At 63.5% G+C, this 13,680-nt stretch carries 10 protein-coding genes; 7 read left to right on the forward strand and 3 right to left on the reverse strand.

Going from position 1 to position 13,680, the window contains the following annotated elements; genetic code table 11:
- Nucleotides 1-639 precede the first annotated feature (639 nt).
- Nucleotides 640-3,750 (forward strand): Rne/Rng family ribonuclease, encoded by a 3,111-nt coding sequence (locus tag HCN50_RS17645; RefSeq protein WP_171710937.1) that lies wholly within the window; start codon nt 640-642, stop codon nt 3,748-3,750.
- A 78-nt stretch (nt 3,751-3,828) separates the two neighbouring features.
- On the opposite strand, the gene HCN50_RS17650 is transcribed toward HCN50_RS17645, so the two are convergent.
- The 3 genes from HCN50_RS17650 to HCN50_RS17660 form a co-directional block, all read right to left on the reverse strand.
- Complete coding sequence (locus HCN50_RS17650) at nt 3,829-5,160, reverse strand: dicarboxylate/amino acid:cation symporter (protein WP_171710938.1); 1,332 nt, start codon at nt 5,158-5,160, stop codon at nt 3,829-3,831.
- A 104-nt stretch (nt 5,161-5,264) separates the two neighbouring features.
- Nucleotides 5,265-5,825 (reverse strand): biotin transporter BioY, encoded by a 561-nt coding sequence (locus HCN50_RS17655; protein ID WP_376700304.1) that lies wholly within the window; start codon nt 5,823-5,825, stop codon nt 5,265-5,267.
- A 124-nt stretch (nt 5,826-5,949) separates the two neighbouring features.
- On the reverse strand, nt 5,950-7,137 hold the full coding sequence (locus HCN50_RS17660; RefSeq protein ID WP_171710939.1) for a pyridoxal phosphate-dependent aminotransferase: 1,188 nt from the start codon (nt 7,135-7,137) through the stop codon (nt 5,950-5,952).
- 228 nt (nt 7,138-7,365) lie between these two features.
- Between HCN50_RS17660 and HCN50_RS17665 the strand changes: the two genes are divergently transcribed.
- The 6 genes from HCN50_RS17665 to accC all read left to right on the forward strand — a co-directional run bounded on the left by HCN50_RS17665 (nt 7,366) and on the right by accC (nt 13,574).
- On the forward strand, nt 7,366-8,772 hold the full coding sequence (locus HCN50_RS17665; protein WP_171710940.1) for a M48 family metalloprotease: 1,407 nt from the start codon (nt 7,366-7,368) through the stop codon (nt 8,770-8,772).
- Between the two features lie 152 nt (nt 8,773-8,924).
- Complete coding sequence (locus HCN50_RS17670) at nt 8,925-9,692, forward strand: DsbA family protein (protein ID WP_171710941.1); 768 nt, start codon at nt 8,925-8,927, stop codon at nt 9,690-9,692.
- 187 nt (nt 9,693-9,879) lie between these two features.
- Nucleotides 9,880-10,686, forward strand: coding sequence for a DUF1236 domain-containing protein (locus tag HCN50_RS17675; protein ID WP_171710942.1), 807 nt, complete (start codon nt 9,880-9,882; stop codon nt 10,684-10,686).
- Nucleotides 10,687-11,074: 388 nt separating this feature from the next.
- Nucleotides 11,075-11,554, forward strand: a complete 480-nt coding sequence (gene aroQ / locus HCN50_RS17680) for a type II 3-dehydroquinate dehydratase (RefSeq protein ID WP_171710943.1) — start codon at nt 11,075-11,077, stop codon at nt 11,552-11,554.
- An 89-nt stretch (nt 11,555-11,643) separates the two neighbouring features.
- A complete protein-coding gene (accB, locus tag HCN50_RS17685; protein ID WP_171710944.1) occupies nt 11,644-12,135 on the forward strand; it encodes an acetyl-CoA carboxylase biotin carboxyl carrier protein in 492 nt (163 codons plus the stop codon).
- 80 nt (nt 12,136-12,215) lie between these two features.
- Nucleotides 12,216-13,574 carry an acetyl-CoA carboxylase biotin carboxylase subunit gene (gene accC / locus HCN50_RS17690; protein WP_171710945.1) on the forward strand — a complete coding sequence of 453 codons (1,359 nt, stop codon included), beginning with the start codon at nt 12,216-12,218 and terminating at the stop codon, nt 13,572-13,574.
- The last annotated feature ends 106 nt before the right edge of the window (nt 13,575-13,680 follow it).

Below are 13,680 nucleotides of genomic sequence, written 5' to 3' on the forward strand. Positions count from 1 at the left end.
AGTAAGTGTTGCCGCGCTGCGACGCTATCCGGGCGGTTCCGGTGCGCTTCCCTTGCACGCAGGCCCCAATCCACGTATGTACGGGGGGCTGACGGCTAATACTCCCGGTTGTGTCGCGTTCAGCCTCCCGGTGCAGCGCCGGAACCTCCGAAGCCGGAGGAACCTGCGTCTTTCCCGATCCCTCCACAGCCAGCGCTGCGCGCGGCTGACACGGAGCGGCGGTTTCGAGCCCGAGCGGCGTCCGGTCCCAGGTACCTTTTCCCAGGGACGGTTAGAGAACACGGCAAAACTGATTATCCGGATCCGAACCGGTCCGATATGCGATGGCCGGCGGGCGCCTCGGCGCCGAACCGGGCTTTCAGCGAAAGACACGGCGGTATCTTTTCCGCCAACATGTTCAGACGGGCCGACGCTTGATGCGCCAGACTGTGTTGCCGACCAAGATCCACGGAACGATCGCGACGATGCGAGGCGAAAGCTTCGCACGTCGCGTTGCTCCGGTGGTCCCCCGTTCGGCGCGGCGCCAAGAAGTGCGTTTTGGCCTTCCCCTCACCCCCGAATCAGGTGGACCGTCGCGTCACCGGGCCGCGCAATTTGCGCGCGCCATGCACCGCGCCCGCCGCCGTCAAGAGTTCCAAAATGCCCAACAAGATGTTGATCGACGCGACCCACCCGGAAGAGACCCGGGTCGTTGTGGTCCGTGGCAACCGCGTCGAAGAATTTGATTTTGAGACCGTCCAGCGCAAGCAACTGCGCGGCAATATCTATCTCGCCAAGGTTACGCGCGTAGAACCGTCGCTGCAGGCGGCGTTCATCGAGTATGGCGGCAACCGCCACGGCTTCCTGGCGTTCAGCGAAATCCATCCGGACTATTATCAGATTCCGGTCGCCGACCGGCAGGCGCTGATCGAGGCCGACGAGCGCGCGCACCGCGAGGCCGAGGAAGAGAGCGAGAACCGCTCCAGCCATCGCCGCCGGTCGCGCCACCGCAATGCCCGTCGCCGCGGCCATGGCGACCGGGTCCAAAGCGATGTCATCGAGAATGCCGGCCAGGATCCTGCGCAGGCAGCCCAACCCGATGAGGGCGAGGCGCATGAGCACGAAGGCCTCTACGCCGGCGAAGCGCAGGCGCACGACGCCGGGCATCACGAGGATGCGGCTCATCACGATCATGAAGCGCATGAACACGAAGCGCAGGGTCAAGATTTCGGCCATCCGCACGATCATCCCGAGGATGTAGCGCCAGCCCCGCAGGAAGGGGCGGACGCCGCAAGCGAAGCGCCGGTTGCCGAAACGGCACCTCTCTCCGAGACGCCCGCCGTGGCGCCAACAACCGAGGCGGCGGTCACCGAGAGGACCACCGAGGACGCCCATGCGGAAGGGACTCACGAAGCGTCCCATGACCACGCGCAAGCGAACGAACCTGCGGCCCATGCCGATGAGCCGCCGCATGTCGAGCACGCCGGCGAAGGATACGCCGCGGCTGCGCCGGACGAATTCGCTGCCGCTTCGGAAGGCGACGACGGCCACGACGATGAAGACGACGCGGAGGACGCTGAAGAAGATGTCGTCGAGTCCGTCGGCGGCGACGACGTTCTGGAAGAAGTTCCGGAGCGTCCGTTCCGCCCGCGCCGCCAGTACAAGATTCAGGAAGTCATCAAGCGCCGTCAGGTGATGCTGGTGCAGGTTGTCAAGGAAGAGCGTGGCAACAAGGGCGCGGCGCTGACGACCTATCTTTCGCTGGCCGGCCGCTATGCCGTGTTGATGCCCAACACCGCCCGCGGTGGCGGCATCAGCCGCAAGATCACCTCGGCTCAGGACCGCTCGCGGCTCAAGGAAGTGGTGCAAGACCTCGACGTGCCCGAGGGCATGGGGATTATCCTGCGCACCGCGGGTGCTTCGCGCACCAAGCCCGAGATCAAGCGCGACTTCGAATATCTGATCCGCATGTGGGAAACCGTGCGCGATATGACGCTGCGGTCGCAGGCCCCAACCCTCGTTTACGAGGAAGGCTCGTTGATCAAGCGCTCGCTGCGCGACCTCTACAACAAGGAAATCGACGAAATCCTGGTTGCCGGCGACGCCGGCTACCACGAAGCGCGCGATTTCATGAAAATGCTGATGCCTTCCAACGTGCGGGCCGTGAAGCAATATCGCGACGGGCAGCCGCTGTTCTCGCGGATGGGCGTCGAAAGCCAGCTGGACGCGATGTTCTCGCCGACCGTGCAGCTTCGTTCCGGCGGCTACATCGTCATCAACCAGACCGAAGCGCTGGTCTCAATCGACGTCAATTCGGGCCGCTCGACCCGCGAACATCACATCGAGGACACCGCCCTCAAGACCAACATGGAGGCGGCAGAGGAAGTTGCCCGGCAGCTTCGCCTGCGCGACCTCGCCGGACTGATCGTCATCGATTTCATCGACATGGACGAGAAGCGCAACAACCGCGCGGTGGAGCGCAAGCTCTCCGACTGCCTGCGGCAGGACCGCGCGCGCATCCAGGTCGGGCGGATCTCGCATTTCGGCCTACTCGAAATGTCGCGCCAGCGCATCCGCGCCAGCGTGCTGGAGAGTTCGACTGAGCCCTGCCCGCAATGCGGCGGCAGCGGTCATGTGCGCTCGGTGTCCTCCGTCGCGCTGCAACTGCTGCGCGGCATCGAAGAAATCCTGATGAAGGGCGCGACCCATAATCTGGTGGTGCGCACCCGCACCGACGTCGCGCTCTATGTGCTGAACCACAAGCGCGGCCACCTGCGCGATCTGGAAAACGCGTTCAAGGTGACGCTGGCCGTCGTCGCCGACGCCACCGTGAGCGGCCAGCAATCATACGTCATCGACCGCGGCGAACAGGTGCACACGCTGGAAGCCGCCAAGGCGTTGCTGGCGGCGCAGGCCGCCGCCTTCCCGCAGATCGAGGAAGCCTATGACGACGACGAGCCGTTCGACATCGAAACCGAATCCGAGATCGAAACCGACGAAACCGAAGGGCTGACCGAGGATGCCGCGGAAGCGGCAGTGGGCGAAGGTGAAGGCGACGGCCACCGCCGCAAGCGGCGCCGGCGTCGGCGCGGCCGTGGTGAGCCCCGTGAAGGCGGCGCGCCGCGTGAAGACAGCGATGCGATGCGGGTTGCGGGCGAAGCCGTCGAAGGTGCGACCGCCGAGGACGGTGATACCGACGAGGACGAAGGCGACGAACAGCCCGGCATGGTCCGCGGCGATCAGCCTGCAGGCGGCGAGCGGCGCCCGCGCCGTCGCGGCCGTCGCGGCGGACGTCGCCGGCGTGGCGGCGGGCTCGAGGATGGTCTCGCCGGATCGATCGCAGACGAACTCGCGCCGACCTCGGCGCCGGAAGCGGTGACCGCCGTTGCTGATTTCGACGGCGGCGGGTCCGAGCCAGCCCCGTCACTGGTGCAGGCCGACGCTCCGCCCGAACCGGCCGCGCAGCCGGCAGAGATCGAGCCCCCGAGCTACGCCCAGTCTGAACCGGTCGCAAGCGCAGTTGCGCCAGCCGCCGAAGAAACCAGGCAGGAGGCCGAACGCGCTGCGGCACGCCGGCGTTCGACCGTACGCGAGAAGGTCAGCTTCTTGACCAGCGCGCCGGCCGAGCCGGCGCCTGCCGTCAGCCAAAGCGCGCCAGAGCCGGCCGCACCTCCCCCGCCCGCGCCGGCCGAGCCCGCTCCGGCCGCATCAGGCGAACCCGCGCCACGCAAGGCTGGCTGGTGGTCGCGACGCTTCGGCAGCGGCGAATAAGGAATCGAACCGAAAAAAACCGCCCGGCAAAACCGGGCGGTTTTTTAATTGCGGCTTCTGTCGGATTCCGGCGACCTTTCATCCCGTCGTGATCGCAGTCTCCACGTCGGACGGATCAATCTGTTTGTTGAGATTGGCGTGCAGCCGCGCCTTGTCGAGTTCGCCCTCCCACCATGACACCACCACGCAGGCGACGCCGTTGCCGCACAGGTTGGTCAGGGCGCGGCACTCGCTCATGAACTTGTCGATGCCGAGAACAATCGCCATGCCCGGCACCAGGCGTGGATCGACCACGGCGAGCGTCGCGGCCAGCGTGATGAAGCCGGCCCCGGTAATGCCGGACGCACCCTTTGAGGTCAGCATCGCGACCAGAAGGATGGTCAGTTGCTGGCTGAAGGAGAGATCGAAACCGAGCGCCTGCGCGATGAATAGCGTCGCCAAGGTCATGTAGATGTTGGTGCCGTCGAGGTTGAACGAGTAACCGGTCGGGACCACGAGGCCGACCACGGACTTGGAGCAGCCGAGCCGCTCGAGCTTTTCCATCAAGGATGGCAGCGCGCTTTCCGAGGATGACGTGCCGAGCACGATCAGAAGCTCATCCTTGATGTAGGCCAGGAACTTGAAGATCGAGAACCCGACCATCCGCGCGATCACGCCGAGCACCACGAACACGAACAGCGCCGCCGTCACATAGAAGGTTGCGATCAGGCCGACCAGGTTCAGGATCGCGCCGGTGCCGAACTTGCCGATCGTAAACGCCATCGCGCCGAACGCGCCGATCGGCGCGGCCTTCATCACGATGGCGATGACGCCGAACACGGCATGCGCGGCATCGTCGATGAAGGCGCGGATGGTGTGGCCGCGCTCGCCAAGTCCCATCAGCGCAAAGCCGAACAGGATGGAGAACAGCAGCACCTGAAGGATTTCACCCTGTGCGAAAGCGCCGACCACCGTATCGGGAATAATGTGCAGGAAGAAATCGACTGTCTTCTGCGCTTCCGCCTGCTTAGCGTATCCGGCGACGGCTTGCGCGTTCGCCATGCCGCCTCCGAAACCCGAGCCGGGCCTGACCAGATTTCCGACGAGAAGGCCAATCACCAGGGCGAAGGTGGAGACCACCTCGAAATAGACCAGCGCCTTGACGCCGATCCGGCCGACCTTCTTGGCATCTTGTATATGCGCGATGCCGGATACCACGGTGCAGAAGATGATCGGCGCGATCACCATCTTGATCAGCTTGATGAAGCCGTCGCCGAGCGCCTTGATCCAGTCGTTGGTCGCGAACGCAGGCCACAGCCAGCCGACCAGCGCACCGAGCACGATGGCAATCAAGACTTGGACGTAAAGAACCCGGTACCAGGGCTTCTTTGCCGCGCTCGCGGGCGCTTCGGTTGCGATCGTTGCCGCCATGACGCCTACTCCCTTCAATGGCCGCGGACTGGTCGCACCTGCGCCAATCCGTCGCACACAGCCAAAATACTTTGAGGGAGCGGAGTCAATGGTGTTGGCGGCCGCTAGCCGCGCGCATCGAACATCCGCCGGGTTGCCGGCACCAGCGCCGCGCCGAGCGCATTCTTGATCAGAGATGCCGCGATGAACGGAACAATACCGACCAGCCACGCCTTTTCCACGCCGAGCTTCATGCCGAACGCGAGCCAACCAAACCCGGCAGCGAGAATGAGAATGTGTCCGAGCGCCATCGCGACAAATAGCTGAAGCACTGACCGGTCCCAGCCGCGCTCGCTCAGCCATCCCGTCACGAAGACCGCTGCCAGGAAGCCGAAGAGATATCCGGCGGTCGGACCGACGAGCGGCGCAAGGCCGCCAACCGGGCCTGCGAATACCGGAAATCCGATCGCCCCTTCGGCCAGATAGGCCATGACGGTAGCGCTGCCGAGCCGCCAGCCATAGGCTGCGCCGATCACCAGTACGACCAGCGTCTGCAGCGTCATCGGCACGTACGGCAACGGCAGATTGACCTTGGCCGACAAGGTCAGCAACGCCGTGCCCAGCGCGACCAGGACCACGCTGCGCAACAGACCCGACGATCCATCCGCGCGATGCGGCCACAGCAAACTGGCCAGCGGGAAATGCGATGGCACAACAGTTTCAGGCAGGGTTCTGGCAGACACGGATGACTCCCGATTGATTTGGATTCGGATGATGTGGATCGTAGATGTGGATGGCGGCCGAAGGTATTTATGCCAGCCAACGCGCAATGCGCGTCACCGCTTCACGCATCTCGTCGGCCGAGCGCGCGTAGGAGAAGCGAATGAAGCTACGGCCGTGGATCGGATCGAAATCGACGCCGGGCGTCGCCGCCACATGCGCCTTCTCCAGCATCCGGCCGGCAAATTCGAAACTGTCGGAGGTGAAATCCGAAACATCTGCGTAGAGATAGAAGGCGCCATCCGCAGGAAGAAACTTGGTCAGGCCGGCCTTCGGCAGTCCCTCGATCAGGATGCGGCGGTTCTCCTGATAGCCGCGCTTGATCGCCTCCATCTCTTCGCGGCCCTCGAATGCCGCCTCGGCGGCGATCTGCGATAGCGTCGGCACCGAGATCGACAGGTTCTGCTGCAGCCGCTCGATTGGCCGCAGCAAGGGCTCCGGCACCACCATCCAGCCGACCCGCCAGCCTGTCATGCAGAAATATTTCGAGAACGAATTGATCACGAGCGCCTGCGGCGAGAGCCCGGCCGCCGTCACCGCCGGAAACGCATAATCGAGGCCGTGATAGATCTCGTCGGAAATGAAGCGAATACCTGCATCTTCCGCCGCATTGATCAGGCCGGTGAGCGCCTCGCGCGACATCATCGTTCCCGTCGGATTGGCAGGGCTACCGACCAGCACGCCCTTCAGCGGCGTCTTGCGATGCGCGGCCAGCAACGCCTCGCCTGTCAACGCATGGCGCGTCGCGCTCGATGTCTCAATCAGCACCGGTTCGCAACCGAGCGCGGTCAGAATGTGGCGGTAAGGTGGATACCCGGGCACCGTGACCGCGACCCGGTCGCCCGGCTCGAACATCGACAAAAACGCCAGAATGAATCCGCCGGACGAGCCGGTCGTGATCACGATGCGCTCGCTATCGACCGTGCAGCCGTAAGCATCGCGGTAGTGCCTGACAATCCGCTCGCGCAGCGAAGGCATGCCGAGCGCGGAGGTGTAATCGATGCGCGCCTCGTCGAGCGCCCTGTGCGCAGCCGCGATCGCGCTCCGCGGCGCCGGCGCCGCCGGCTGCCCCACTTCCATGTGAATCACATGGCCGCCTGCCGCCTCGATTCGCGCTGCGGCCGCCATCACGTCCATCACCATGAAGGGCGGAACATCGCTCCGTACCGAAGGCGTCAGCAGCGCTTTTGCGCGGTCTCTAAGTGTCGATTCCAGCATCGATATCTGCTATTTGCACGGGCGCTTGCCGAATCCAGGTTCCCGAACCGGCTAGCGCCCCAGACTGGCCGTATTCGATGGCTTGTTATAGCGTTTTCAAGCCAAGCGATACCGGTTTGGGCGAAGAAACGCGTTGAAACAATAAACTAGGACCCGTTTCTGATCTAATCGGAAACCGAACTGGCTTCCGGCAACTCCGCACGCATCATCAATCGCCAAAGACCGCTCATGCTGCTTCGTATCGCCCGACGCAAGAAATCGCTGAAATTGACCGCGCTGATCACGGCTGTCGCGCTTGCCTTCACGCCGATCGCGGCGATGGCGCAGGAGAACAAGGGTCCGCCGGTGATCCGCGACACTGAGACGGAGCAATTGCTGCGCGAATATACGCGGCCGATCCTGCGCGCCGCCGGCCTGGAAAAACAGAACATCCAGATGGTGATCATCAACCAGGGTGTCTTCAACGCCTTCGTTGCCGACGGTCGCCGCATCTTCGTGAACTACGGCGCAATCCTGCAGTCGGAGACGCCGAACCAGATCATCGGCGTGATGGCGCACGAAACCGGCCACCTTGCCGGCGGCCATCTCGCCAAGATGCGCGAGCAGATGGCGCAGGCCCAGACGCAGATGATCATCGCCATGCTGCTTGGCGCCGGCGCGATGGTCGCGGGATCGCGGAGCGGCGGCGGCAGCAGTGGGCTGACCAACGCCGGCGCGGCGATGTTCTCCGCGCAGGGCGAAGTGATCCGCCGCACCCTGCTCTCCTACGTGCGCCAGCAGGAGGAAAATGCCGACAAGGCCGGCGTGAAGTTTCTGAATGCCACCGGCCAGTCTCCGCGCGGCATGTACGAGACTTTCAAGCGTTTCACCGACGAAAGCCTGTTCGCCGCGCGCGGCTCCGACCCTTACATGCAGTCGCATCCGATGCCGGCCGAGCGCGTTGCTGCGCTGGAAGGACTGGCACGATCGAGCCCCTATTGGGACAAAAAAGACGACCCTGCGCTACAACTGCGTCACGACATGGTGCGCGCCAAGATCTCGGCTTTCATGGAGCGGCAGGACACCGTGTACCGACGCTATCCGATGTCCAACAATAGCCTGCCGGCGCGCTATGCCCATGCGATCTCGACCTATCTGCACGGCGACCTGCGCAGCGCGCTCGCGCAGATCGATGCCCTGATCCAGCAGCAGCCCAACAATCCGTATTTCCACGAGGTGCGCGGTCAGGCGCTGTTGGAGGGCGGCAAGCCGCAGGAGGCGATTGCGCCGCTGCGCAAGGCCGTCGCGCTCTCGAACAACTCGCCGCTTATCGAGATGCTGCTTGGGCAGGCTCTCGTGGCAACCGGCAACAACGCCTATACGGACGAGGCTATCGCGATCCTGCGCGCGGCTGTGGCGCGCGAGAGCGAGGCGCCGATCGGCTATACCCAGCTCGCAATCGCCTACGGACGCAAGGGCGATTACGCGCAGGCCGACCTGGCCTCGGCCCAGGCCGCCTATCTGCGCGGCGACAGCAAGACCGCGCGCGATCTCGCCTCGCGCGCGAAAACGCGCTTCGCGATCGGGACGCCCGGATGGGTCAAGGCTGACGACATTGTGAGCGCCAAGCCGCTGCCCGGCCAGAAGAGCAACTAGCAATCAACCGCATTCGGCTATAATCGGGTCGGGTCGCCAAGGGCCTGATAATCAAGGACTTGACTATTACTTGGCGACCATGAACCACGATATTCTCCAGGAGCCGGCCTTCAACAGAATTGCCCGGGAACTCGCCGCATAAGGATTTACCGATGCCCTCGTTCCGTCTTTTCGTCCCCGCATTGTTCGCGTTGGCGCTCTGCGGCGCGCCGCTGTCCGCTTCCGCGCAGAGCTTCACCGACACGCAACGCGGCGACATCGAGGCGATCGTCCGAAATTACCTGATCGCGCATCCCGAAGTGCTCGAAGAGGCGATGACCGAACTCAGCAAGCGCCAGGCCACGGCGGAAGCCGCCAAGCACGAAGCCGGCGTCGCCGCCAACGCGGAAGCGATCTTCAATTCGCCACGCGGCGTCACGCTCGGCAACAAGGATGGCGACGTCACCTTCGTCGAATTCTTCGATTACAATTGCGGCTACTGCAAGCGCGCCATGGCCGACATGCTGGAGCTGATGAAGGCCGACCCGAAGCTCAAGGTCGTGCTCAAGGAATTTCCGGTCTTGAGCGCCGGCTCGGTCGAAGCCGCCCAGGTCGGCGTCGCCGTGCGCATGCAGGATCCGACTGGCAAGAAATATCTCGACTTCCACCAGAAGCTGCTCACCGGCCGCGGTGCGGCCGACAAGGCGCGTGCGATGGCGGTCGCCAAGGAAGTCGGCCTCGACATGGCGAAGCTGGAGAAGGACCTTTCGAGCGCCGAGGTCCGCAGCACGCTCGAGGAAAATTTCAAGCTCGCCGAAGCGATGGGCATGAATGGCACGCCAAGCTATGTGATCGGCAAGCAGGTGGTGATCGGCGCGGTCGGGGCTGAAGCCCTGCGCGAAAAGATCAACAACGCACGCTGCGGCAAGGCGACCTGCTGAGGCGATGCTTCACAAGTTGCGATGAAAGGCCGGCTCGATAGCCGGCCTTTTCTTTGCGGCGTTCTGCGGGCCAGTGGTTCATCTCGCGTTCACAAAACAAAGTCGGCGGAACCGCCAACTATCAGGAACATCAGGCAATTCCTTTCGTTGATCGCGCGGGCAATGCAGATACGTGAGGAGACATTCAATGAGTAATCGCTTTCTGATGACGGTCGCGACGGCGGCCCTGATCGCCGGAACCGGCTTTGCGAACGCGCAAGGCACCGGCATGGGACGCGGCGAGCCGGGGTCGGCCGGTTCCGCGCAGCAGAGCGCGCCTTCTTCTGAGCGCGGCGGCGCATCATCGGGCACCATGCAGCGCGATAGCGGCGGCAAGTCCGAGATGAAGGGTGCGCAGTCCGAGCAGAAGTCGATGGGCGCTGAAAAGGGCCAGCGCGCCGAAGAGCACGGCAAGGGCGGCAAGGACATGAAAGCCGAGGGCAAGGAGGACCGCGGCGGCATGAAGTCCGAGCAGAAGGCCGAACAGAAGTCCGAAAAGGGCCAGACCACTGGCCAGGGCAAGATGGAACGCGATCAGGGCACGACCCAGCAGCGTGACCAGACCACCCAGGGTCGCGATCAAATGCAGCAACGTGACCAGAAGGCCCAGGGCCAGCAAGACCGCACTCAGACTCAGACCCAGACTCAGGGCGGAGCCGCGGGCCAGAGCACGACCACGACGGGCCAGGCCGGCGCGGGCGCCAAGCTCTCGACCGAGCAGCGCACCCAGATCACCACTGCGATCAAGGAGACACGGGTGCAGCCGGTGACGAACGTGAACTTCTCGGTTTCGGTCGGCACCCGAGTGCCGCGTGACGTGACCTTCCATACGTTGCCGGAGCGGGTGGTGACGATCTATCCGGAATGGCGCAGGTATAAGTATATCCTCGTCAAGGAGCAGATCGTGATCGTCGATCCGAACACCTACGAGATCGTCGCGATTCTGGACGCCTAACAGCGGCCTTTCGCAAGTATCAGGGCGGGCAGAAATGCCCGCCCTTTTCGCTGAGCGGGGGCATGCCCCGCCCCAACGTCCCGGAGCAAACGGAGCTACAACCTGTTCGACGCGTTGCGGCCCATTCCACCGTGGGCAGCATGGTTTCCATCGCTTTGGCTTGAGCGGACGTCCGGAAGGCGAAGGGCTCCTGAATACGCCGCACGCGGGGCACACCCAGACCGATTCATCGGCCTTGGTTAATCAGCAAATTCAGTAGGTTCTATGCGCCTTTTTATGAACAGGATGAGACGCTTGAAATGGGCCAAAGCGGCCTAAAGGCTTCCCCTTGGCCGCGTTGTTACCTATAACGCCCGCGACCTGCCCGCCCCTCTTTGCTGGAATCCGGATGGCCCAAGGAAATACCTCAGCCGCTGCCGCGACGATCTATGTGCTCAACGGCCCGAACCTCAACATGTTGGGGACGCGCGAGCCCGAAACCTACGGCCATGCGACGCTCGCCGATGTCGAGAAACTGTGCGTGGAGACGGCGGCGCAATTCGGCCTGACGGCCGATTGCCGCCAATCCAATCGCGAAGGCGAGCTGATCGACTTTATCCACGAGGCGCACGCCAGGAAGGTGGCCGGCATCATCATCAACGCCGGCGCCTATTCGCACACCTCGATCGCGCTGCATGACGCACTTGTCGCGGTGAAAATTCCGACGGTCGAAGTGCATATCAGCAACGTTCATGCCCGCGAGAGCTTTCGTCATCACTCCTTCACGGCCATGGCTGCCTTCGCCTCGCTCTGCGGCTTCGGCATCGATGGCTACCGGCTCGCAATCAACGGCCTTGCCGCCAAGCTCGGCGTCAAGGCGAAGAACTGACTTCAAGACTGACCTTAAAATCTGACGTCGAGCGACAGATAGCCTGACGTTTACGCCGTCACCCACATCGAGAATTCCGGATCAAGAGCATGGCCCGCCAGCCCGACAACAAGTCAGCGGACAAATCAGCCGCAAATCTAATGAGCGACGACAGCGCGCTCATTCGCGAACTCGCGCTATTATTGGATGAAACCAGCCTGACCGAGATCGAGATCGAACGCGCCGGTTTGCGGGTGCGGGTTGCGCGCAACATCAGCGTCTCGGCAGCGATGCCGGCGAACTTCCAGCCGGCAGCCGCGCCAGCTGTTTCCGCTGCGCCCGCGGCGGTATCCGATCTGGCCAAGCATCCGGGCGTGGTCCCCTCGCCGATGGTTGGCACCGCCTATTGGGCGCCTGAGCCCGGCGCCAAGCCGTTCATCGAGGTTGGCACCAAGGTGTCTGCCGGCCAGACGCTCCTGATCATCGAAGCGATGAAGACGATGAACCAGATCCCGTCGCCGCGCGCGGGCACGGTGACGCAAATTCTCGTCGAGGACGGCCAGCCGGTCGAATTCGGCGAACCGCTCGTGATCATTGAATAAGCGAATGGCGAGTGGCGAATAGTGAAAACAGTGTCTTCCCATTCGCTATTCGCCATTCGCTACTCACGGCTTGGAAAAACATGTTCGACAAGATCCTCATAGCCAATCGCGGCGAGATCGCGCTCCGCGTGCTGCGCGCGTGCAAGGAACTCGGCATCTCTACGGTTGCCGTGCATTCGACCGCCGATGCCGACGCCATGCATGTGCGGCTCGCCGACGAGAGCGTCTGCATCGGACCGCCGCCGTCGAAGGAATCCTATCTCAATATTCCGGCATTGCTGGCGGCCTGTGAGATCACCGGCGCCGATGCCGTGCATCCCGGCTACGGCTTTTTGTCCGAGAACGCGCGCTTCGCCGAAATCCTCGCCGACCATAATCTGCATTTCATCGGCCCGAAGGCCGAACACATCCGCCTGATGGGCGACAAGATCGAGGCCAAGAAGACCGCCAAGCGGCTCGGTATCCCCGTCGTGCCCGGCTCGGACGGCGCAGTCTCGTCCGACGACGACGCCATGGCAATCGGCAAGGCGATCGGTTTCCCCGTGCTGGTGAAGGCCGCAGCCGGCGGCGGCGGACGCGGCATGAAGGTCGCACGCACCGCCGACGATCTGATGCTCGCGCTGTCGACCGCATCCAACGAAGCCAAGTCGGCGTTCGGCGACGCCTCCGTCTATCTCGAAAAATACCTGCAGAAGCCGCGCCACATCGAGATTCAGATTCTCGGCGACGGCCGCGGCGGCGCGATCCATCTCGGCGAGCGCGACTGCTCGCTGCAGCGCCGCCACCAGAAGGTCTGGGAAGAAGGCCCCTCGCCGGTTCTCGCCGCCGCGGCCCGCGCGAAGATCGGCGAGACCTGCGCCAAGGCGATGCGGGACATGAAATATCTCGGCGTCGGCACCATCGAATTTCTTTACGAGGATGGCGAGTTCTATTTCATCGAGATGAACACCCGCATCCAGGTCGAACATCCCGTCACCGAGAGCATCACCGACATCGACCTCGTGCTGGAGCAGATCCGCATCGCCGCCGGCGGCGACCTGCCCGCGAAGCAGGAAGAGATCGCCATCATCGGGCATGCTATCGAATGCCGCGTCAATGCGGAGAACCCGCAGACTTTCCGCCCCTCTCCCGGCAAGATCACGCAATTCCACCCGCCCGGAGGCCTTGGCGTGCGGATCGATTCCGCCGTCTATCAGGGCTATGTCATTCCGCCCCATTATGACTCGCTGGTCGGCAAGCTGATCGTGCACGGCAAGACCCGTGCCGAATGCCTGATGCGGCTGCGCCGGGCTCTCGACGAGATGGTGGTCGACGGCATCGAAACCACGCTGCCGCTGTTCCGGGCGCTGGTCCGCGAAACTGATATTATCAACGGCGACTACCACATCCACTGGTTGGAGCAGTACCTCGCTGGACAACCTCTGGACAGCAAGACGTGAGCGGCAACGCCTGAAATATTCGGCGGCCTCTGGAACCGAGGGTTCCATCGCACGTTGGGTATTTAGGGGTGGCACAGGGGCGCTTGTTCCGTTTGCTCATGACGCG

Origin of the sequence: Bradyrhizobium archetypum (assembly GCF_013114835.1) — a bacterium.
Lineage (GTDB): Bacteria > Pseudomonadota > Alphaproteobacteria > Rhizobiales > Xanthobacteraceae > Bradyrhizobium > Bradyrhizobium archetypum.

Bases quoted from the DNA above. Each gene is read 5' to 3' on its own strand.
- HCN50_RS17675 (WP_171710942.1), top strand. From the start codon at position 9,880: ATGAGTAATCGCTTTCTGATGACGGTCGCGACGGCGGCCCTGATCGCC.
- HCN50_RS17660 (WP_171710939.1), bottom strand. From the start codon at position 7,137: ATGCTGGAATCGACACTTAGAGACCGCGCAAAAGCGCTGCTGACGCCT.
- HCN50_RS17650 (WP_171710938.1), bottom strand. From the start codon at position 5,160: ATGGCGGCAACGATCGCAACCGAAGCGCCCGCGAGCGCGGCAAAGAAG.
- accB (WP_171710944.1), top strand. From the start codon at position 11,644: ATGGCCCGCCAGCCCGACAACAAGTCAGCGGACAAATCAGCCGCAAAT.
- HCN50_RS17645 (WP_171710937.1), top strand. From the start codon at position 640: ATGCCCAACAAGATGTTGATCGACGCGACCCACCCGGAAGAGACCCGG.
- accC (WP_171710945.1), top strand. From the start codon at position 12,216: ATGTTCGACAAGATCCTCATAGCCAATCGCGGCGAGATCGCGCTCCGC.
- HCN50_RS17665 (WP_171710940.1), top strand. From the start codon at position 7,366: ATGCTGCTTCGTATCGCCCGACGCAAGAAATCGCTGAAATTGACCGCG.
- HCN50_RS17670 (WP_171710941.1), top strand. From the start codon at position 8,925: ATGCCCTCGTTCCGTCTTTTCGTCCCCGCATTGTTCGCGTTGGCGCTC.
- aroQ (WP_171710943.1), top strand. From the start codon at position 11,075: ATGGCCCAAGGAAATACCTCAGCCGCTGCCGCGACGATCTATGTGCTC.